Source organism: Pseudomonas sp. PS1(2021) (genome assembly GCF_020405165.1).
GTDB classification, from domain to species: Bacteria; Pseudomonadota; Gammaproteobacteria; order Pseudomonadales; family Pseudomonadaceae; genus Pseudomonas; species Pseudomonas aeruginosa.
Genome location: NZ_CP084484.1, coordinates 1,977,846 through 1,998,739 on the forward strand (window position 1 = coordinate 1,977,846; position 20,894 = coordinate 1,998,739).

The following is a 20,894-nucleotide window of genomic DNA, read 5'->3' on the forward strand; positions in this document are numbered from 1 at the left end:
TCCTCAGCGATCGTTGTTGACGGTGTAGCTGACGCCGACGCCGATGGACTTGGCGAAGGGCAGCAACTGGTTCAGGTAGACGTCGACGCCCTCGATACGGTCGCCGACCATCGACTTGGGCACGAAGACGATGTCGCCACGCTGCATGGCCAGGGGCTTGCGGCCTTCCGGCCCGATCTTCATCAACTGGCTGAAGTCGAGGAAGTAGGCGTGGTAGCGGCCTTCCGAGTCCTCGCGCATGAGCGCCACGCGGCGGGCGTCGCCCACCGGCAGGATGCCGCCGGCGCCGAGGATCGCCTGCTCCATGTTGTTGGCGGCGGGGATCGGCACGGCCGACGGGTTGCGCACCGCGCCGCCGACGAACACTGTGTTGCCCGGCGCCTGGTTGATGTTCACCGTGACCCGTGGCTCGCGGTAGATCGGCGCGAGCTTGGTGGTCAGCTCGCTGGCGATTTCCTGCGGCGTGCGGTGCGCGGCCTGGATGCGGCCGATGAACGGATAGTAGATGCTGCCGTCGTTGAGCACGGTGTACAGCGTCAGTTCGTAGATGGTGGCGACGTTGAACGCCGAGAGGGTCGGCATCTCACCGGCGTCGCGGACGATCCGCAGGGTGTCCCCGACGCGCACCCGCTCCATCGCCGGCGGTAGCCTGGCGAGTTCTTCCAGGGCACGCTTGCCGCTGTCCACGGTGTCGCTGTCCGGTGCGGGAATCCGTGCGGGGGTGTTGCATGCGGCCAGGGCGAGCATGGCGAGCATGAGGAGGGTGCGTTTCATGAGGGAGCACTTCCTGTAGGTCATGATGTTCACTTCCAGTAGCCTGGAAACATGCTGATGCGGCGCTTGAGGGCGACCGGCAGGTGGCGTTCCAACTGGCCAAGGCGGTAGCCGAGCAGCTTGAACGCGCTACGCAGCGCTATTTCAGGTACGCGATACAGGGCACCGGCGGCACGCAAGGCCTGTATCTCGGCGAGGACATAGCGCTTGCCCTCGCCACCCGCGCCGCCGAAGGCGGCACGTATCCAACGCTCGCGGCCGTAGAACACGCCGATGTCGAAATAGCGGCGGAACTCTTCCAGCAAGCGGTAATCGTGGGAATGGTAGACCTCGGCGCTGGCCGCGTAGCGCACCGCGTAGCCGGCCTGCAGCAGGCGCGCGGCGACGTAGGCGTCCTCGCTGCCGATGACGTCTTCGGGGAAGCCGCCGACGGCCGCCAGGGCGTCGCTACGGTAGGCGGAGAACGAGTCGGAACTGAAGCAGGTCTTGATCCCCAGTTCCGAGGCGTCAGCCAGGCGCTTGCTGCGGCTTTCCGGCGGGTAGTTGAAGCGCCGCGCCTGGGCGCCGAGCAGGCCGGCGCCGGGGTGCGGCAACTGGCGGCCGTAGGCCACGCCGATGTCGGCCTCGGCATAGAGTTCGTCGAGCAGGTTGGCGAAACTGTCGGGCGAGGCGGGAATGGCGTCCTGGGTCAGGTAGATCAGCGCGTCGGCCTCGACCTGCTGGCTGGCCCAGCGCCGCGTCCCGCCGTGGTTGAAGCTGGCCGGCTCGATGACCTCGACCCGCGCGCCGAAGGCGCGGAAGCGCTCCACCGTGTCGTCGCTGGAGCGGCTGTCCACCACCAGAATGCTGTCCGGCTGCCGCCGTTGCGCGGCCAGGGCCGGCAGCAGCCGGTCCAGGTGCGCGCCGGCGTTGCGCGTGGGAATGACCAGGGCGCAGCGCATCAGGCTTTCTTCTCGTCGCTGGCGGGGGCGCGACCGTAGATGTCGTTGAAGCGGACGATGTCGTCCTCGCCGAGGTACTCGCCGCTCTGCACCTCGATCATCACCAGGTCGATGATCCCCGGGTTGCTCAGGCGGTGGCTATGCCCGGCGGGGATGAAGGTGGATTCGTTGGTGTTGAGGAGGAACTCGCGCTCGCCGTTCTCCACCAGCGCCATGCCGCTGACCACGATCCAGTGCTCGCTGCGATGGTGGTGCATCTGCAACGACAGCGAAGCCTTGGGGCGCACCACGATGCGCTTGATCTTGAAGCGGCGGCCTTCCTCGAGCACGGTGTAGGTGCCCCAGGGCCGGCTGACCGTGCGGTGCAGGCGGAAGGCGTCGTGGCCGCGACGCTTGAGTTCCTGGGCGACGAACTTGACGTCCTGGCTGCGCGCCGCGTCGGCCACCAGCAGGGCGTCGGGGGTGTCGACGATGATCAGGTCGTGCACGCCGACGGCGCCGACCAGGCGCTTCGGCGAATCGATGTAGCAGTTGCTGACGTCGTGCAGCACGCTTTCGCCGCGCACCTGGTTGCCGTTCTCGTCCGCCGCGCTGAGTTCGCGCAGCGCCTGCCAGGAGCCGATGTCGCTCCAGCCGATGGAGCAGGGCACCACGGCGACCTTGTCCGAGCGCTCCATCAGCGCGTAGTCGACGGAGATGTCCGGCGCCTCGGCGAAGGCCCCGGCGGCCAGCTCGCGCTGGCGGCACTGGCCGTTCTCCAGGCTGCTGCCGTCGGCCAGGGCGGCGCGGGCGGCGATCAGCACCTCCGGCGCGTGGCGCTCCAGTTCCTGCAACACGGTGGCGGCCTGGAAGCAGAACATGCCGGCGTTCCACAGGTACTTGCCGCTGTCCAGGTAGGACTGGGCGGTGGCCTGGTCGGGTTTCTCGACGAAGCGCGCGACTCGGAAACCGTTGCCCAGCGGGGCGCCCTGTTCGATATAGCCGAAGCCGGTCTCGGCGCGCTCCGGGGTGATGCCGAAGGTCACCAGGTAACCCTGCGCCGCGAGTTCGCGAGCCTCGGCCACCGCCGCGGCGAAGGCCTGCTCGTCGCGGATCAGGTGGTCGGCGGGAAGGATCAGCAACTGCGCCTGGTCGCCGAAGTGCTCCTGCACATGCAGCGCGGCGGCGGCGATGGCCGGCGCGGTATTGCGTCCCACCGGCTCCAGCAGCAGGTCCTGGGCCAGGCCGCTGCGGTTGACCGCGCGGTAGTCGTCCAGGGTGCGGAACAGCAGGTCGCGGTTGGTCACCGTAAGCAGGCGGGCGACGTCCGGCAGCCCGGCGATACGCAGGAAGGTCTTCTGCAACAGGCTCTGGTCATCGGCCAGGCGCATGAAGGGTTTCGGCATGCTCTCCCGGGAAACCGGCCACAGGCGGGTCCCGGAACCGCCGGAAACGATGCAGGGGATCAGCGGGGCGACGGCGTTCATCAGTAGACTTCCTTGGTCAGGAGTACGGCTGGCACCGTACGGAACAGGATGTAGAGGTCGAACCACACCGACCACTTGGCGATGTATTCGAGGTCGTATTCCACGCGTTTCTTGATCTTGTGCAGGGTGTCGGTCTCACCGCGGTAGCCGTTGATCTGCGCCCAGCCGGTGATGCCGGGCTTGACCCGGTGGCGCGAGCTGTATTCGCTGACCGCTTCCTCGAAGGGAATGCCGGCGGCCTTGGTCGCCGTGGCGTGGGGGCGCGGACCGACCATCGACATGCTGCCGGCGAGCACGTTGAACAGCTGCGGCAGCTCGTCGATGCTGGTCTTGCGGATGAAGCGGCCGACCCGGGTGATGCGGTCGTCGTCGCGGGTGGTCTGGCGTTCGGCGTTGGCGTCGGTCCTTTCCGTGTACATCGAGCGGAACTTGAAGACCCAGATCAGCCGGTTGTTGTAGCCGTAGCGTTTCTGCCGGAACAGCACCGGCCCCTTGGAGTCGAGCCTGATCGCCAGGGCCACCAGGGCCATCAGCGGGGCGAAGAGGACCAGCGCGATGCTCGCCAGGACCAGGTCCTCGCAGCGCTTGATCAGCGGCGACCAGCCGCGCAGCGGCAGCTCGGACGCGTTGAACATGGGGATCCCGGAAACGTCGACGATGCGGTTGTGGGCATGCCGGAAGGCAGCCATGTCCGGCACCAGCAGGACGTTCACCGGCAATTGCCGCAGGCGGTGGACGATGGCGCCGATGCGCCCCTCGGCGAACCAGGGCAGGGCGACCAGCACCTGGTCGACCTGTTCCTGGCGGATCAGCTTCTCCAGGTCCTTGGTGTTGCCCAGCAGCGGCAGCGAGTTGTAGTTCTCCGGGACCCGCTCGGAGCGGTCGTCGATGAAGCCGATGATGCCGGAGCGGATGTCGTGGTTGCGTACCAGGTATTCGGCCAGGTGCATGCCGCTCTCGGTGAAGCCGAGGATCACCGTGCGTTGCAGGTACATGCCGCGTTTCATCCAGGCCCGGTACAGGCGCAGCACCAGCAGGCGCTGCACGCCGAACAGCAGCAGGCTGCCAGTGAACCAGAAGATCACCAGCTTGCTGCTGAGGTAGGGAAACAGGCCCAGGCCCTGGTACATGAACAACAGCAGGCAGAACGCCGAGGCCCAGGCGAAGAACATGATGCGGAAGCGCAGGCGGTTGCTGAAGATATCGTCGGAGTAGACGTCCAGTGCCTGGAACATGATCACCGTGAGCGCGCCGAAGAACAGCAGCAGCCCGAGCATGTTGCTGCGCAGCTCCACGGGAACCAGGCCGGGGTAGTACAGCAGGAACAGCGCCGGGGCGATGGCGGTGAGCGCGTGTACCAGCTTGGTCGCGACCAGGAAGTACTCGATGAATCCAGCCCGTGTCAGCGACAGGCTATCTACCGACTTCGAATGCATGTTGTTTGCTCTGCCGATCACGGGCAGTCCATTGAGTGGATAGGGAAGAGCAAGGCGGTGAAGCGTCAATTTAGTGACTATTTTTCATTTGCCACGCGGTTTAGTCATTTTCCCGTCGAATAGGTTCATTCGTCGATAGTGGCTTTGTGATAGCTATCTTAGCATTCCCAGGGAAATATCCGTAGTCTGGGTAAGTTTTTTTAGTCAATTTATTGACGTATTTCTGGCGCCAAACTTTTATCCAAACAGTAGACGAGGAAATCTGACGCTGCCAATCCGCGAGCGCTCTGGCCTGGGAAGCGAAGCGGGGTGAAAGGTGAGGGCAGGCCGCTCGGCCAGGTGGCCAGCCGCCGGTTCGACGACCCGCCTGTTCACTGGCGCTGCGGGCCGCCTGGGAAGGATGCGCCTGCGGTTCCATGACGCAGGATGGCCGTTCGAGCGTGCCGATCCGGCTTGGGGTCGTCTTGGCGGACGCTACCCTCGTCGAAGGCGGAAGAGGTTCGAGCCCGTGGCGTGCGCGGACCGGGCTACCAGAACCAGCCGCCGCGCGACAGCTCCTGCTGGCAACTGCGGTACTGGGCGCCGAACAGCGAGGCGCGGGACTGGACCTTCTGCGAGACGTTCTTCAGCCATGGCTTGGCGTCGTAGCTGCGGTTGCGGTAGCCGCCCCAGCCCTCGTGGTAGTTCAGGTACTGGCCGTAGGCGTCCCACTTGGAGACGCCGTTGACCCGTTGGCTCTTCTGGATGTACCAGCCCATGAAGTCCAGGGCGTCGGCGAAGTCGTCGCGGCTGGCGCCCCAGCCGCCGGCCTCGCGCTTGTAGTCGGCCCAGGTCTCGTCCTTGGCCTGGGCGTAGCCGTAGGCGGAACTGACCCGGCCCCAGGGAATGAAACCGAGGAAGTAGTAGCGCGGCGGCAGGGCGTCGTGCTTGAAGGACGATTCCTGGTACATCATCGCCATCGGCACCTGGACCGGCGCGCCCCAGCGCTGCTGCATCTTCAGCGCCGCCTCGTGCCATTTCGGTTTTTCGCGGAAGATCTCGCAGAGGTTATCGGGATTGGCGGGGGGCTTGGTGGCGCAGCCGGCAAGAGCCAGGAGCAGGGCCGGCATCGAGAGCCGCAGCATGAAAGGGGTCCTTTGGCAGACGTCTGGGTCGCTTAACGCTGGCGCTTTATACCCGCTTTCCGGCACTCCATGCATCCCCAGGCCGATTCCCTGCCTGCGGGGGCGTCGGCGCTTCCTCAGGTCGGCCTGGGCGTCTCGGCCTGGCTGGGGGCTCCCTCCAGGCGCGGCCCCCAGTCCTCGACCTGGCCTTTTTCCAGGCGCCGCTCCAGGGTGCGCCGCCAGGATGGCGTCAGCGGCAGCGCCAGGCATTGGCGCAGCAACTCGGCGTCGGCCCGCCTGTCGAACAGCACCTCGGACAGGCGCAACAGCGACCAGTCCGGATGGCGCCGCTCGACCAGTTGCAGGATATCGCCAGCCGCCACCACGCCTTCCTCCAGCATCCGGTAGTACCAGCCGGTGCGCCCGGTCTCCTGCACCCTCAGGGACATCCCGGCGACCTCGAAGCGGTCGTTGAGCTTCCAGCAGGGCATGCGCCCCTGGGACACCTCCAGCAGCGCGGTCCCGGCCCGCACGCGGTCGCCGAGGCAGACGTCGGCTTCGCTCCAGCCGCTGGTGCTGAAGTTCTCGCCGAAGGCGCCCGCCTGCATCAGCAGGGGGTGTTCGCCCAGTTCGGCGATCCAGGCGGCGTAGTGTTCGCGTGGGTAATGGTGGATCGCTTTCTCGACGCCGCCATGGACGCGCAGGTCCCCCTGTTCGTCGCCCTCCAGGCCGACAGGGGTGACCCTGAGCGCACCGTCGCGCGGAGATTTGGCGATGCCGCTGCGCGAGCCGGGGCGGGTGAAGGGCCGGGCGCGGCCGGTGAGAAGGGCATCCAGGGGTAGGGCAGGCAGGGGCATGGGAGGGTTCTCTAAGTCACAGGATAGTGTCGACTAAATACAATATAGAGTCCGCCAAGCCTTCGCCCGCTGTCAAGCCGCCAGACCCTCCGGATGCGTCGATAGCCTCGGTGGGCGGGGGTTCACCGCGTCCAGTCCCCAGGACCTAGCTGAGCTGGCCGTGGGATTCTGAAGCTCGTCAAGAGTTTTGCCGTAATGGTCACGCTGGCTTGCACGCTACGGTGCTTACGACATTACTTTGCGTACGGAACCTAGCGCAGAAGTAACACAAGCAAGTGTTCACTCGATATCTCCAAGCATGAAATGGATTTTCGAATCTATAAATTGTAGCGAGTACTTCTAGTCGACTCATCTACGATAGTTACAATCTGGGCGACATGTCATTAGTACTCTCCATGGGGTGTTTAATGAAGTAAAACGCAGATAAGACATGGTGCCGCTAAGGACCTGCCGAAGAGGGTGTCCGAAAATATCCGGCATTTGTCCGAAGATACTCTAGCAAAAAGATGCTTCATGCTGGTTTTATCAGCTTCCGGGCTAGTAGTACGCATGAGGCGGCGGATGGAAACAATGAAAAGACCGAATCTATCCTGTTGCTGATCCTCCGGGATATGCGGTGATGTTGGGTTTTTTATTGCGGGCGTCTATTGATGAGTCTGCCGCTTCATCTAAGGGCGATATCGATCATACTGCAGTGTTTCGTGTTGCTAAATTGAAAACATAGTCCAAGAGAGGCGGATACCTTCGCGACTCAGATAATAGTAGTGCATGGCATGCGTGCGGAGTAGTGTTAAGCGAGTTAAAAGTAAATATCAGTAGATGGTGAAACGCTCTTGATCTTCACGGTTAAGAGAAAAGTCCTTAAGGACTTAACCTTGCTCCGCTACCGGATAGTCACTGGCTGTTAGCAGGGTCGAGACGAGCTAGCACAAACTGAGAGATCGACAAGAATGATAAATAAGAGAAATGCTATTTTCCTCTCAATGATTCTCATCTTTTTTATCATCGCCTGCATTGGTAGTGCAGGTGTGAGAGTGTGGAATTTTTACACTTTGTTTGACTCGGGGAAAATTGTTGAAAATTTTCGAGCAATGCCGAGACTGTTTAACTCGGTCCCAATAAAGAAGAGCGGAGCGGCTCATTTTTTTGAAAAAAACCTAAGGGATATGCCTGGCTCATTTAGCTTTCAAGGTCACGAGGTTGGCTTTAAAGACTGGTTGGCGAGCAGCAATACCACCGGCCTTATAGTTCTCAGTGACGATCGCATTGCCTTTGAGGAATACTACCTGGGCAATAGTGCGAAAAGCCTTGCTATTGGCTGGTCGCTAAGCAAATCATTAATGTCCCTCTTGATTGGAATGGCAGTTGATGAAGGATCAATACACAGTCTGCTAGATCCTGTGAACCTGTACGCCCCACAGCTTTCTGCTGGCGGATATGCGGGTGTTTCTTTGAGAGATGTGCTTGAGATGTCATCAGGAATAGCTTTCAGTGAGGACTACGGGAATTCGGACTCCGATATCAACCAGCTAGGTAGGACTATAGCGCTTGGTGGATCAGTAAATGAAAAAGTGAGTTCATTGAGAAGAGAGGATGCCCCGGGGAGAGTGCACCACTACGTTAGCGTAGATACCCAGGTGCTTGGTATGGTTTTATTGGGCGCGACTGGTATGGGCCCCTCACAGTTTATGAATCAAAGACTTTGGCCCCAACTGGGTGCCGAATGTGAAGGTGCATGGTTAACAGACGATCGGGGCACAGAGCTAGCATTCGGTGGGGTGAACCTTTGCCTAAGAGACTTTGCACGCATTGGTCTATTATTTCTTCATGGCGGTCGCAGCCTGACTGGAAGTCAAATTGTAAGTGCTGAGTGGGTCAAGGCATCAACCAAACCTCGGAGTGCTCACTTGCGTCCTGGACGTTACATCGAGGATGGTGAGCCAAATCTTGGGTATGGTTACCAGTGGTGGATTCCAGAAGGCAAAGAAGGGGAGTTCTTGGCTATCGGAGTGTACGGGCAGTTTATTTATGTAAATCCACTTAGGCGTGTGGTGATTGCAAAGACCTCCGCGTATGTCGACTACAACGTTGACGGCATCCGTATGGAGCATGAGGCACTTGCAGCGTTCAGGGCTATATCAAGAACAGTAGGGGTGAGGTGAATATAGACATGGTGACCGAACACATATTTGATTTTGAATGGCGCCCTCTGCAGAACTATCTTCGTGATCGAGATATCGCAATACCACCCTTTGCGGCAGATCAAGAGTCAAGAAGTGACGCACTTTACAACTGGATAGTTAGCAAGGGGTATTCAGGAAAAGAAGGACTGAATCTTGGTACTTATTACCATATATCTGATTATGGCGTGATAGGATTGGCGTTGCTATGCGCTGAGAACGTAGGTGATATTTTGAAAGTCATAAAGGCCTATGTCAAGTTGTTCAATCGTGATATAGCTAATGTTGATGTCAAGCCTAGGGAGAATTACGAAGTAGAAATCCATATTTCAGTTAACTTTAAGCCAGAGTGGAATGACGCATCCCGTCAGTTTCATGTAAATGTTATAGCCTCTGCAACCTACAAGCTCATTATGGACCTGTTAGGTAATGACTTTCCCATCTCTGCATTGACAGTACCTGTGCACGGCGCAGATAAAACAATCTATGAAGGTTTCTTTTCTTTGCCTGTGAAGCATGAAGGAAGTGACATAATGTTTAGCTTTCCAGCTCATCAGTTGAATAGAACACTGGTGACTGCCAATCCGGCGGTATTTCAGTCAGCCCTGACTATGGCAGGTGAGAGTTTCAATGCTCTGTTGGAAGTAGAGATGGGAGGGCTCCGTCAGCGAATCGAGTTATTCCTTGAGTCCATACCAGATCAATACCCTAGCTTGGTGACTACCGCAAAGTATTTACGCATGAATGAGCGGACGGTAAGACGTCGCCTGGCGGACGAGGGCTGCACTTATCGCCAGATTGTAGATAAGGCCCGCAAAGAACGAGCAATTGCACTGCTACTGAATTCATCTATACCAGTTGATCGTATTAGCGATATTCTGGGGTACTCGGAAACAGCGAGTTTTAGACATGCATTCAGACGTTGGACCGGGCAGTCTACTACAGAATTCAGAAACAGTTTCCACTGATCTATCTAGTTTGAGATTGGGCAAGGAGCATCTTATGAATTTCAATAATCGTAATAATCAGATTCTGTCTATGGTTGCCGAGACTCAGTTCGATGCTTACGTTTTGGGCTATATTGCGAAGGCGCGGACAATCTCGATTGCTGATGATTCCCTTCGCATTGAGGCCGAAGGATCAGCAATGCTTGCTGGACTAATTAGCGACTCATGCAGGAAACGTCGAACTCAAAAGAATCCATTTCCATATTTGCTACTTCAGATCGCGCACGAAGCCTTGGATCGAACCAGGCTTAATCTCGCAAATATTCGTAATATATCTAGCGCTGATGCATTGTATAAAGAGCTGCTTAGTCAGGCTGCGTGGGACGCCTCAGTTGCTATGGATAATATATCGGAATTTGTCGAGCCAGATCAGGGTAGCGTCGGAGTAATCGAGCGACTTGTCGAGTTTGCACATAATTCGGGCATTGCAGAAGGTCAAAACCTGGCGCTGGAAGCTCTTGCAGTTCTTGGCTTAGACGTCAAGAGTCATTTTTAGATACTAAAATAAAAGATTGCCTCTTTTTCAAGGAGGAAGAGCGTTGAGGATAGTTTGCCTATTGGTATTGCTGAGTATGATCGGCGGCTGCTCCCATTCAGTCACTTTGCAGGAGCGAGCAGAGCAAGAGGCCATTTTTATCCAGGAATTCCGCCAGGAATTCGCCAAGAGGCTTCGTTACCCGCTGTTCGCACCGGGAGATGAGATCCCCGAGGCCGATGTTGTGGTGTTTTTCCGCTTCGCAAGCTCGTCGGGGCGCATAAGCAGTTGCCGGGTACAGTACGGAGAGGGGAATGTTAAGAGCCGCAGTACGCTCGATGAAGTCTTCGCCAGGCGCGTGATAGCCACCTGCCGCGAGCCCGATCTACCGGTTGCTCCGCCCGCTCTGCTGGATGGTGGTGGAGGTTTCGGCTTCAAGCAGAGAGTGATGTTTCGCAAGGAAGTGGAACGCCCCAGGTGAGCAGCGTTCAGCGTCTAGGGTCGTTGCCGCAACTTTTTCCAGCTCATGCTCAATGACGTCTAAACTTTAGTGATGTTGAGCATGAAGTGCTGGTAAAACAGAATGACTCTTACAAGTCTGCTTGTGTTTTTTGGGAGGACTAGCCTGCTCGACGGAACTTATAGATCAGTCGATCTGACCAGCAAAAAAACAATCCTATATGGGATCACCCAGCGCCCCACCTAGCTGCTTTCATGCAGGGCATAAACATGAAGCTCAAAAGCATTAGCATTTTTGCCATACTCGCCCTTTGCTACAATATCACTCTTTGTGTCGCTGAAGAACCAAAGAGCTACTTCCCACCCGGGGATTACTATAGGACTGGAAATAGTGGGCTGCTGACGATATCTCCGTTATTCGAAGGACTTCAAAAGTTTCGGATACGAAGCACTGGGCACAATGCCCATGCTTGCGGATTGAATGGAACTATAGAGTCAGGTCATGTGCAGGTCGACGTCCGTGGCATCGGCGATATGTCGTGCGATGTCGTTTTCAAACTGAATGATGACAGAATTACCATCGAGAAAGGAGTCGCAAGTAGGGACTGTCAGGGCTTCTGCGGGGCGGCAGCAGGTTTTACTGGCACGTATTGGAAGCCTTCCTCAATCTGCGAGCCCGCCTCTATAAAATTCAACGACAAGCAAGTGAAGAAAGCACTGAAGAATAACGAGACAGAGAAGGCCTACTGGATTTCTCGAAAACTGATAACAGAGTGTAGGGATATGTTTGAAGGTTTTGGTTATCTCTCTCGTGTTTTTCATACGGCACATCTCTCCTTGTCTGCCAAAAACCACCAATGCAAGAAGATACTAGAGAAGGGCAGCTTCTTCAGAGACCTGAAGCGAGAGTATTTGCCGGAAAAAATGCAAAATGAATATGACAAGTATTCTACTGAGTTCAATCGTCTAGAAAGCGAGTGCGAACAATCAATGAAATAACAAATTGGCTTCACTAAGCGGAGGAGACTAAGGTGGATAGAGAATTGGATCAGACCCTTCAGCGCAATCTGGAGCGACTATACAATTACTTAGAAAATCCAGAACGAGAGGAGGCACAGCGTGTTCTGCTCGCAGCGGAACCAGAGCCGATCCGAATTACTCACGGAATTCCTGACCTCTATACCGACTGGCTGTCATCCCCCAGCTACTCAGCACAAGGTGGGTTGACGGGGCAACTGACGCAGGTCATAAGCCAGACTGCCGGGCGGCCCGTGCTAGTGTTCGACGACTACTTCAAGGTTCATGAGGTCACTATTCGTACGGTCGCCGAAACCGGAGGAGCCAACAGTATTTCGGTGAGCGACCTCCAGGTGCAATTGAACCAGCAGATCAATACCTTTATCCAAGACCGAATCGATGGTGACAAAGCCGATAAGGTCAGCCGCCTCCAGTCCAATATTTCCTATCTGATTGAAATGGGTATTAATATCGATTTCACCGCCCGTCATGAGCTTCCACCTGGTGGGCGAGGCAACAGAGCTACTATTCCGACCTCTGACCCCAACGGTGAATCAGGTGTAACGATTGGCTATGGCTTCGATGTCGGCCAGCACGATGAATCCGGCATTCAGGCTCTGAACATCGCTGAATCCACGCGCAAAAAAATTCGCCCCGCCCTCGGCTTGAAAGGAGCGAACACCGCGACCTTCCAGGCATTAGCCCAACTCATCCCGGTACTCACAGATGAAGACGGGCTGTCCCTCTTTACCGCCAAGATGATCAAGGTCACTGATCGGATGAAGGTGAAGTTCCAGCAGTGGAGCACCTTACCTCCGGCGGTCAAAACCATAGTGACAGACCTGTATTACCACTATGGTGAGTATTCCTCGTTCCCAAACTTTGAGACTGCTATTTCCCAGAGCGACTGGCCAGCCGCCATTAGGGAGTTGAGGAACTGGAATGGTACTCCCAACAGTACCGATCCGAGCGATGGCATAGCCAGGCGATTGAACAATCGCGCGGACTATCTCCAACGATCCCTGGGACTCTAGAGGAGGCAGCCATGGCCGAGATCAATATCTACCAGAACCCTGGTCAATCCCTGGCTAATATCTATAAGGGTTTTGCCCGTCAATGCAATCCTGGCTTTGTCTTCCCCGAAGCACAGACTATAGAGGCATGGGACATTCCGCTGAAGCTACACCCGGAATTCGTCCCGGGCGGAGACATCAGCAAAGCGGATCAGCAGTATTCGACGTTGCTTGCCCAAGAACTAGCCAACGGCGTAACCATTGGTTTCAGGATGGTCAATGAAAAGGAACGTGTTTGCAACGTTGAGATACTTCCTTTGCTCACCTCCATGGCGCAGAATCTTGATCGAATAAAAGCCCGTTTCGGCAGTGGATATCTTGACCGCTTCAAGGGCAGTCCGAACGTCTATCCAACCGACGTTAGTTTCTCTACGGATGCATCCGGAGGCATTTCGCAGGAATCCGGACTACTGGTTTCCTACGGTGTGAATCTGAGGACACTGACTCCTGGTACTTGGCAGGCAATGACGCTCCCTGAGGATATCAAAGCGTTAGTCGGACCTGGTGTTGGTTTACGTCTGGACGCTCCCAACTTCAGCGACGTATTCAATACGATCAAGTCGGGTCTCCGCTATACGACCGCAGTAGCCTTGCTGCTGGCCTATTTTGCAGCGATCTAGTGTTATCTAGCCCTCTCCTTCGTTAAAGAGGGCCAGATAAAAATTATCACGCCCGCTAAATCATATGTGGATACCATCGCCCTTAATTCCGGAACTCGGAGAAGCGTTATTCCACACTATCAGGTGTTGGAAAACCTCAGCTGGTTGGCCCGCAGCGCTATTTGTAGCGGTTTGCAAACGAAAGTCGCTACATTTATCGAACTATTTTTCTAGAAACCTGTCGACTCCCCACATGGGGAAATTCGTGTCACAGTTATAACTCCACGCTATACGTGTGGATGCCCAAACGATTTGCGTACCGATTAAGCGAGTCCAGTGACCCAAATACGCGCACAAGTTCACGTCGAGAACGTAGCGGGTAATATTGACCATCGGGACTGTAGCGCACTTGGAGCTGCCAACCGTGGCCGGAAGGCGCCGGAATAGCACGTAAGTACCGCGCAGCTCCGGCAACCACTAGTATCTTCAGTGCCTCGGCGCTGATTGACTCACGCATGGCGACTTCGCCTCGATGGTGGCGTGTTATCCAGGGCGGCGGCGATATCTTCCGGCATCAGTTCTCGCTGCGCCTTCTTCGACAGCATCTTGCCTTGCGTTGACTGCCGCGGATTTCCCGGTACCGATTGCGAGCGCCGACTGTCGCGCTGCGCTTGGACGAGCTGGGCGACTTGCAGCACATGACCCAAGCGCTTGTTCTTGACGATGGCACCCTGGTCTATCTCGCAGAGTTTGTCGTAGGTGGTAAAGGGGAGGGCGGTGCCGTCCACCCTGGGCTCGATGCGGCCATCCGGGTAGTGGTAGATCTCGACATGATCACCCGCCAGGCGACGGGACTGCGGAGTGTCCGCTAGCAGATACAGCACCTTGTCGTACTGCACGGTCAACCGCTGCGAAACTCGCCGCGCTTCTCGCCAGGCGAAGATCAGATCCAAATCTTCATCACTGTGCAGCGGGCGATGGCAGTCATGCTCAGAGCGCGGCGGCTTGGCAAAACGCGCGTTGTAGCTGGCCATAAAGTGGGCTGCAAAGGCATTGGCGTCGGGCATGTTGCTGATTCCGCGAAGCCGCAGCTCCTTGACCAGGCGATCCTGCAGAGTGAGGTTCGCACGCTCCACACGACCTTTGGCCTGGCTGCTGTTGGCGCAAATGCTCTCGATGTTCAACTCGTACATCGCTCGGCCGCACTGGGTATAGCCGTCGCCGCCCTGAGGCGCCTTGTGGTTACTGCGGAACACGCTGGCTTTGTCGCTGTAGAAGGCCAGCGGCTTTCCATGCCGCTCCAGGTAGGCGCGGGTGGCGGTGAAGTAGCTGAAGGTCGATTCGGCTTCGGTGAAATGCAGGTGCATCAGCTGGCTGGTTGCATCATCAATGAAGACCAGCAGCGTGCAGGCCGGTCCATGATCCTCGAACCAGCGATGATCGCTGCCATCGATCTGGATCAGTTCGCCGCAACAGGCACGCCGGTTGCGTGGCTGATAGACCTTGGGCGGCCGTTGCTTGCGCGGTACCCACATGCCGGCATCAACCATGATCCGTCGTACCGTTTCTTTGGCCAGCTTAAGGCCGTGGCACTCGACCAGTTTTTCCTGGGCCAGAGTTGGACCAAAGTCGCTATAGTTCCGTCGAATCAAGCTAATGGCGCGATTCTCCAGACCTGGCGACAGCTGCCGGTTACTCGGCTGATCACGTCGACGAGATGTTAGGCCGGTTGGGCCATCCTCGCGATAACGCAGAACCAGCCGGTGCACCTGACGTGTCGTCAGGCGCAGACGCTGCGCCGCGGCGGCAGGTTTCAACCGACCCTCGATGATTGTCTCGATGACCTTGAGGCGATCCAGCTCCCGCATGCTCATTGTGACCCATCCGCAAGTTGCCGCAGTCATGGCGTGCCTCCTGTGATGCAGGAGGGAAACCCTAGACGCCGATTTGGGACATTTCTATTTGGCTAGATCGAGAATTACTATTTGGCCGTAACATCCTGGCTTCGCATAATGACCTCGGCGTTACGTTACCTGCGGCGGCCGCAGGCCGAATGCGAAGCCCGGAAAATCGCCCCGCGCCGGGCGAGCATTTACACGTAACGCCCATTATGCGAGGCCTTGTGCCATTATCTTCTGGCCTACAACAACGCATAGGAAATGCCATGTTTGAGAAAAGACATACTGATGACCTTGTCCGCATCGCTGCTGCGGGAGGTGGCTTCGTTATGGACGCCAGTAAGAGACATACCGATGATCTTGTGCGTATTGCGGCGGCGGCGGCAGCAGCAGCAAAGGGAGGGCGAGTGACCTTCACTGGGATGGAAACCCGGCACACCGATGATCTGATTCGCATTGCTGCTGCTGGCAGAGGTGCAGTCGTTTTCGCCTAATCCTTTGCTTTTGAAAGAACCCCGCGTGGATCCACTGCGGGGTTTTTTGCTTTTTAGCCTCCAGCCCTCTGAAGCCCCGGCAGGTCAAGGGCCGCGACCCCGGCTCGTCGGATCAACGATCCGGCGAACGGAGTCCCGGGCGGAGCGCACCCTTGAACCCACCTCGGCCAACAGCCTCCGCAAGGGAGGGAGGGGAAGCTTTATCTCCCCTGCCTCCCGAGCCCTCGGCGGCAAGAGCGGGATGACAAGGGCAGAGCCCTTGGTGTTTACGGGGTCTGTGCTTCGCGCTGGAGTTGTTCCAGGGCGAGTTTTCGGCGTTCAGTCTCGGGATACTGCGTCAGGGTCTGCTCGATCTCGTTAAGGCGCTTCATCAGCTTCTCCTGGAGCACCATGTCATCGGCTTGGCTGATGCTGTCGGCGCGGATCTGCATGCACTGTTCCAGGATCCACTGATAGTCGTCAGGAGCGGCTTTCTTGCACCACTCCAGTGCCTCCTGGTCGTCCTGCGCTCGTACGGCCATGGCCATCGCTCGCGTCTTGTCGACCGTTGCTGCGCCCAGCGCGAGAGGGAGAAGGGGGAGAAGGAAAATCCGTTTCATGGGAGTCCTTTGTGGGTGTTGCACGGGGTGGCCGGGAGCGATCCCGGCGCAGCCGGGTCCACCATCTCTAATGGTGGACTTTTGTCTCATGGTGAGACTTTTCGAGTTATCGAAGTGCTTCCTGCTCGTAACCGAAGAGAACGCCTTTCAAGGCAATGCGTGCCTGGTTCCTGATATCCGGCGGTAAGGCGTCAAAGCGGCGCAGGATAGGCGCCAGGTCTTCGGATACCGTCCTTTCTTGCTCGGTAAGCAGCAACTCGTCCGTGCTCACCCCAAGCGCTTTTGCAAGGCGCACGATGATCTCGCCTGTAGGGTCTGAGCGGCCGGCTTCGTATGAGGTGTAGCTGGACTTGCTGATACCTGCGGCTTCCACACTTCCCGCTGGGTGAGCTTCTTCGCTTCCCTGAAACGCTTCAGGTTGAGGGCAATGGTCATGGCTCGTTCCTGGTTGGTGGTGCTCATGACTCGATCCTATGCACTGTTGTTCCATACAGTACCGGAATAACGGTACAAAAGTTGTTGATTGTCGGTAGCGGCAAGTCTTATGATCCCGTCCAATAAGTATCGGCATGCCGATATTGACAGGGATTTCTTCAATGCTCGACAAGTTGCACCTCTTCGTTCCGTTCCGCCTCGAGCACATCGAACTGCTCGGGGTGGAAGGGCGTGCGGATCCGGTGCACGTCGTGGATCTGGAAAGCCTGGGCGTGCCGCTCCAAGGGCAGATCAGCCGAGGGGAGGGCGGAGAGCTACAGGCGGATTACTTGCGGCACACCTGGGAGTCACTGAGTACGGGCTTCACGCCTTTGGCGTTCAAGGTGTTTCACCAGTCCTTGGGTAAGCGCCTGATGCCCGGTGTAGAGCTGAAGGCCAGCCCGGCGAAGTTGCTCCAGGGCACAACGTGTTTGGCCCAACCTGCATCCAGAAGGGGCCGAGGTGATGTTCAAGTGGCTAGCCGGAAGCTACCCGGACCTCTTCGCGAAGCTCGATGTGTCAGCGACGCAGGTCTACACCCTGGACTGCACGTATTCCAGCCGGCTGCCGGACGAACGCACGGCGCTCCAGGTCATCCAGGCGCTGACCAACGTCAGCAACGGCCACACCAAGAGTCGCGGCGACAACTACCAGACGTCCGCGTACTGGGGCGCGAAAGAATCCCGCCTAAAGCGCCTGAAGGCGTATCTCAAGCACACCGAGTTTCAGGCCCAGTTGGACGAATTGAAGCGGGCAGGGCGGGCCGATCTGTCGGCTGCTCGGTCTGCTCGGGTCATGTCTGACCCACGGTTGCAGGAGTGGGTGCGCTACCTGCTCCGCATGGAGGCCACGGTAATGCACCGGTGGCTGGAACGCCGGGGCATCCCGTCTCGGCTTGTTGATCTGATCGCCTACCAGCAGCGGCTCCAAGAAGAGGGGCGCTGCCTGATTCAGGAGTGCTGGCAAGCGGTTACAGCGGACCTTTTCGCGGCCTTTGAGGGTATCCAGATGCGTGTGATTGATGATGAAAAGTGCTGGCCGCACTGACTGAGCGACACCTGAAGTACGACCGTAAGGGCAAGCCCAACGATAGCCACGCTCGAAACCTGTTTCGGACGTACCGCAGCCTCAAGGACTACGGGTGGCAGGAAACGATGGACTCCATGTCTCGCCCGACGTTCTACCGGCATATCAAGGAAATCTGCGAGGCCGGCCTGTCGAAAGCCGCCCTGCAGAAGCTCCACGAAGCGGACCGGGCGAACAACGTCGTACCGCTGCTGCGGTTCGTCCAGGTCGATTTCAGCGCCCAGCGCCCCGACTGGTACGTCGAGCCGACCGTGGAGGCCGCGTGATGCTGGTAGCCACCTTGGAAACTCTGGCTCTGTTGGCCTTTGCGGCTACCGTCATCCACGCCGTGGGCGTGTGGGCGCGCAGCGATGGATAAGGTGGCCCACCAGTCGCTCCGCTGGGACCTGGAGCAAGACCTTTCCCACCTCGTCGAGGACGAGCACCTGGTGCGCCAGGTCCTGGACCTGGTCATGCGCCGAGTCGTCCAGGAACAGGCCGCCGAGGCCGTTCGCCGGCAGCGCATCAACCGAGACTTCAAGACGTTCCGGCGCGGCCGGAGCGTGACGCCGCCCGCATGGGCATTTCGTGAACCGGGCACAAGCCCACAAGTTGAACCCCTGAGGTAAATCATATGCTCGCTCTCATCGGCCTGTGCCAGGGCTATTACTCCGATACTCGCAACGTCAATACCGCCAACGGTCCTTCGCAGATTGTTGAACACTCGGTGCTCGTCCAGGTTGAGCAAACCAATAAGTTCGGCATGCCGGAAACCAAGGTTGTCCAGGTCCGTATTTCGAAACGGCATATGGATGGCGGGCTCAATAATGTCTGGAAGATGGAGAAGGGCAAGACGGTGTCCGTCCCGGTATTTATCCAGGCCTGGGCGAGTAAGTCCGGTAACGCCGGATTCGATTATTGGCTGTCGGGCGACGGCATGCCGTTGAAACTTCAAACCGTTCAGAGAAAGCCGCTTAAGGGTCCCGGCCTTTTTCGGCGAAAAAGGACGGGTAGGGGATAAGCATGAATTTTTGGGCTGTGACGGTGTTTGGTTGGCTAGGAAGATGGTTCAACTATCTGCCAGGGCCAAATGAAGACGTTTACGGTCCAGGAAATGCGGGAGTTTCTAACTCCTGCAATGACAATTGCGCAGAAAGCTCAAATCACCGGCGGTCTGTTGACGTTGTTTGTCGCGGTCTGGGTGTTTAAGAAGATGCGCACATCAATTCCACACTAATGGAGTAAGTTCCATGAAACAACTGAAACAACTGTTCTCCCTGGGCAAGCGTGAAGCCGTTATCGGTGGCTCGTTGCTGATGACGTCCGGCCTTTCGATGGCCGCTGAGGGCGATATCGACACTACCAAGGCCCTGGCCTATATCGCGGGCGGCCTGACTGCGGCGGCGGCTGTGACCGGTGCCATGTTCGGCCTGGTGGCCCTGATCGGTGCCGCCAAGAAAGCCCAGCGCGCAGGGACCTAATCGACCCTCAGTCAAGCCGGTGGCGGTCACTCCGCCCCGGCTTTTTTATTGCCCGGAGAAAGGATAAATGAGGATTAAGAAATGTATATCAGCCCTGAAGATATCGCTTTTTATGGCGTGCTTATTGCCATCGTTATTCTTTGCTCAGGGCGCTAGGGCTGAATATTATTATTGGTACATGGGTCATTTTGATAAGAAAGTTTCGTCGCCCTCGGCGGGTTGCGATCTTTATTTCACTGGTATATCTCGCGATCCAGGGCGGGTTTTTGTTATGGAGCCTTCTTCAAATCCAAGTGAGGCGGGCAAGGTTTTCTATTGTGTGGTTCGTTCTGGTGATTGGGTTCTTTTTAATACGACTGTTGTTTTGAAAGGCGATAGGTGTCCCGAAGGGCAGTCTCTCGATTTAAAAGATGGCTTGTGCAAGCCTCCGCCTCCCGAGTGCGAATCTGGAGTGCCGAACTTGTTCAGGAGTTCTAACTATCCAATTATCGTAATTAATGGAAAGAACACAGTTCCTAGTTCTCCGCCGTCTGGCTGTTTGAATGGGTGCGCTTATGAGGCTGATAGTTCTCGGCCAACATCTTGTTATCGCACTCCAGGCTCCACAACTGAGGGGTTCTGCAACTACACGCTCAAGAGCAACGGCCAGAACTGCTCGGCAGATTCCGGCAACCTGGGCGGCACCGGTCCTTCGCTCAGCGAACCGAATCAGCCGCCAGTGACCGACCCGCCTTCGGACCCGAATGACCCGGGCTGTCCGAAGGGCTACAGCTGGTCAGGCACCACGTGCGTGAAGACGCCGACCGATCCCACAGACCCGACCGACCCGAAAGACCCTGGTGGTGATGGTGGTGGAACTGGTGGTGGCGATGGTGGCGGGACTGGTGGCGGTACAGGCGGTGGCGGTGATGGCGGAACGGGCGGCGGCGATGGCGGCACCGGCGGGGGAGACGGAAACGGTGGAACTGGCGGCGGTGATGGCGATGGCGGCGGCACGGGTGGTGGTGGTGATGGCGGGGGAGACGGGCAGTGCGATCCGGCCAAGGACCCGAACAAATGCGGCAGTGGCTCCTCGATCTCCGGCGACGGTGACTGCAAGGTGGCGATTCAGTGCAACGGCGACGCAATCCAGTGCGCCATTGTTCGCCAGGAAAAGCTCGCACGCTGCGCGGATGAAGAGTTCCGTACGGTCGATGACAAGAAGATTCAGGACCTGAAGAACACGCTGGCCGGTGAGTTCTCCGGGCCTGAGTACGAACCCATCAAGGCCACCGGCGAGAACACCCATGACCTGTCGAAGCTGCTCGACACTAGCGGGCGCTTCTCCAAGGCCTGCCCGGTTATTCCTGACGTCTCGTTCCCTGGTTCGGCAGTACTCAGACGGTGTCGCTCAGTAGCGTGTCGTCCGATCTGTGCACGTATCTCCAGTGGTTCGGGTATCTGCTTGTCGCGTTCGCCATGCGCGCCGCGGCTGAAATCATTGCGCGAGGGTTGAA

General features: G+C 57.7%; 21 protein-coding genes and 1 pseudogene. 13 read left to right on the forward strand and 9 right to left on the reverse strand.

The window, feature by feature from the left end; genetic code table 11:
• Positions 1-3: 3 nt before the first annotated feature.
• The 6 genes from LE197_RS09210 to LE197_RS09235 all read right to left on the reverse strand — a co-directional run bounded on the left by LE197_RS09210 (position 4) and on the right by LE197_RS09235 (position 6,577).
• Entirely contained in the window at positions 4-774 is a 771-nt protein-coding gene (locus tag LE197_RS09210; protein ID WP_023435657.1) for a polysaccharide biosynthesis/export family protein, read from the reverse strand.
• A 29-nt stretch (positions 775-803) separates the two neighbouring features.
• The gene (locus LE197_RS09215) at positions 804-1,715 is read right to left on the reverse strand and encodes a glycosyltransferase family 2 protein (RefSeq protein WP_003089226.1); all 912 of its coding nucleotides are present in this window, start codon (positions 1,713-1,715) and stop codon (positions 804-806) included.
• A complete protein-coding gene (locus LE197_RS09220; RefSeq protein ID WP_003089225.1) occupies positions 1,715-3,181 on the reverse strand; it encodes a mannose-1-phosphate guanylyltransferase/mannose-6-phosphate isomerase in 1,467 nt (488 codons plus the stop codon). Before LE197_RS09220 ends, LE197_RS09215 begins: the two co-directional genes overlap by 1 nt.
• Positions 3,181-4,617, reverse strand: coding sequence for an undecaprenyl-phosphate glucose phosphotransferase (locus LE197_RS09225; protein WP_003111160.1), 1,437 nt, complete (start codon positions 4,615-4,617; stop codon positions 3,181-3,183). Before LE197_RS09225 ends, LE197_RS09220 begins: the two co-directional genes overlap by 1 nt.
• A 527-nt stretch (positions 4,618-5,144) precedes the next feature.
• Entirely contained in the window at positions 5,145-5,741 is a 597-nt protein-coding gene (locus LE197_RS09230) for a hypothetical protein (RefSeq protein WP_003089218.1), read from the reverse strand.
• Positions 5,742-5,857: 116 nt separating this feature from the next.
• Positions 5,858-6,577, reverse strand: coding sequence for an MOSC domain-containing protein (locus tag LE197_RS09235; protein ID WP_031692990.1), 720 nt, complete (start codon positions 6,575-6,577; stop codon positions 5,858-5,860).
• 950 nt (positions 6,578-7,527) lie between these two features.
• On the opposite strand from LE197_RS09235, the gene LE197_RS09240 reads away from it, so the two are divergent.
• From LE197_RS09240 to LE197_RS09270, 7 genes are all read left to right on the forward strand, one after another.
• Positions 7,528-8,739 (forward strand): serine hydrolase domain-containing protein, encoded by a 1,212-nt coding sequence (locus LE197_RS09240; protein ID WP_031692991.1) that lies wholly within the window; start codon positions 7,528-7,530, stop codon positions 8,737-8,739.
• A gap of 8 nt (positions 8,740-8,747) precedes the next feature.
• Positions 8,748-9,725 carry an HTH-type transcriptional regulator VqsM gene (vqsM, locus tag LE197_RS09245; protein WP_031692992.1) on the forward strand — a complete coding sequence of 326 codons (978 nt, stop codon included), beginning with the start codon at positions 8,748-8,750 and terminating at the stop codon, positions 9,723-9,725.
• 34 nt (positions 9,726-9,759) lie between these two features.
• Positions 9,760-10,260: a hypothetical protein gene (locus tag LE197_RS09250; protein ID WP_031692993.1), complete on the forward strand. Its 501-nt coding sequence runs from the start codon at positions 9,760-9,762 to the stop codon at positions 10,258-10,260.
• A 43-nt stretch (positions 10,261-10,303) separates the two neighbouring features.
• Positions 10,304-10,720, forward strand: coding sequence for a hypothetical protein (locus LE197_RS09255; protein ID WP_019485420.1), 417 nt, complete (start codon positions 10,304-10,306; stop codon positions 10,718-10,720).
• A 248-nt stretch (positions 10,721-10,968) separates the two neighbouring features.
• Positions 10,969-11,697, forward strand: coding sequence for a hypothetical protein (locus LE197_RS09260; RefSeq protein WP_031692994.1), 729 nt, complete (start codon positions 10,969-10,971; stop codon positions 11,695-11,697).
• A gap of 32 nt (positions 11,698-11,729) precedes the next feature.
• Positions 11,730-12,749 (forward strand): pesticin C-terminus-like muramidase, encoded by a 1,020-nt coding sequence (locus LE197_RS09265; protein ID WP_019485419.1) that lies wholly within the window; start codon positions 11,730-11,732, stop codon positions 12,747-12,749.
• An 11-nt stretch (positions 12,750-12,760) separates the two neighbouring features.
• Positions 12,761-13,408, forward strand: a complete 648-nt coding sequence (locus tag LE197_RS09270) for a DUF3218 family protein (RefSeq protein WP_031692995.1) — start codon at positions 12,761-12,763, stop codon at positions 13,406-13,408.
• Between the two features lie 488 nt (positions 13,409-13,896).
• On the opposite strand, the gene LE197_RS09275 is transcribed toward LE197_RS09270, so the two are convergent.
• Complete coding sequence (locus LE197_RS09275; protein WP_058134895.1) at positions 13,897-15,291, reverse strand: ISNCY family transposase; 1,395 nt, start codon at positions 15,289-15,291, stop codon at positions 13,897-13,899.
• 260 nt (positions 15,292-15,551) lie between these two features.
• Between LE197_RS09275 and LE197_RS09280 the strand changes: the two genes are divergently transcribed.
• The gene (locus tag LE197_RS09280; RefSeq protein WP_124136475.1) at positions 15,552-15,779 is read left to right on the forward strand and encodes a hypothetical protein; all 228 of its coding nucleotides are present in this window, start codon (positions 15,552-15,554) and stop codon (positions 15,777-15,779) included.
• 266 nt (positions 15,780-16,045) lie between these two features.
• On the opposite strand, the gene LE197_RS09285 is transcribed toward LE197_RS09280, so the two are convergent.
• Positions 16,046-16,378, reverse strand: a complete 333-nt coding sequence (locus tag LE197_RS09285; protein ID WP_023112753.1) for a hypothetical protein — start codon at positions 16,376-16,378, stop codon at positions 16,046-16,048.
• Positions 16,379-16,484: 106 nt separating this feature from the next.
• The gene (locus tag LE197_RS09290) at positions 16,485-16,985 is read right to left on the reverse strand and encodes a helix-turn-helix domain-containing protein (RefSeq protein ID WP_226033981.1); all 501 of its coding nucleotides are present in this window, start codon (positions 16,983-16,985) and stop codon (positions 16,485-16,487) included.
• Between LE197_RS09290 and LE197_RS09295 the strand changes: the two are divergent.
• The 5 genes and pseudogenes from LE197_RS09295 to LE197_RS09315 all read left to right on the forward strand — a co-directional run bounded on the left by LE197_RS09295 (position 16,975) and on the right by LE197_RS09315 (position 20,893).
• A pseudogene (locus LE197_RS09295) lies at positions 16,975-18,204 on the forward strand (phage/plasmid replication protein, II/X family). The gene LE197_RS09290 and the pseudogene LE197_RS09295 overlap by 11 nt on opposite strands.
• A gap of 84 nt (positions 18,205-18,288) precedes the next feature.
• The gene (locus tag LE197_RS09300) at positions 18,289-18,546 is read left to right on the forward strand and encodes a hypothetical protein (RefSeq protein ID WP_031638158.1); all 258 of its coding nucleotides are present in this window, start codon (positions 18,289-18,291) and stop codon (positions 18,544-18,546) included.
• A 5-nt stretch (positions 18,547-18,551) separates the two neighbouring features.
• The gene (locus LE197_RS09305) at positions 18,552-18,938 is read left to right on the forward strand and encodes a DNA-binding protein (RefSeq protein ID WP_226033982.1); all 387 of its coding nucleotides are present in this window, start codon (positions 18,552-18,554) and stop codon (positions 18,936-18,938) included.
• Between the two features lie 229 nt (positions 18,939-19,167).
• A complete protein-coding gene (locus tag LE197_RS09310; protein WP_019416411.1) occupies positions 19,168-19,398 on the forward strand; it encodes a hypothetical protein in 231 nt (76 codons plus the stop codon).
• A gap of 67 nt (positions 19,399-19,465) precedes the next feature.
• Entirely contained in the window at positions 19,466-20,893 is a 1,428-nt protein-coding gene (locus tag LE197_RS09315) for an attachment protein (RefSeq protein ID WP_226033983.1), read from the forward strand.
• Position 20,894: the final 1 nt, after the last annotated feature.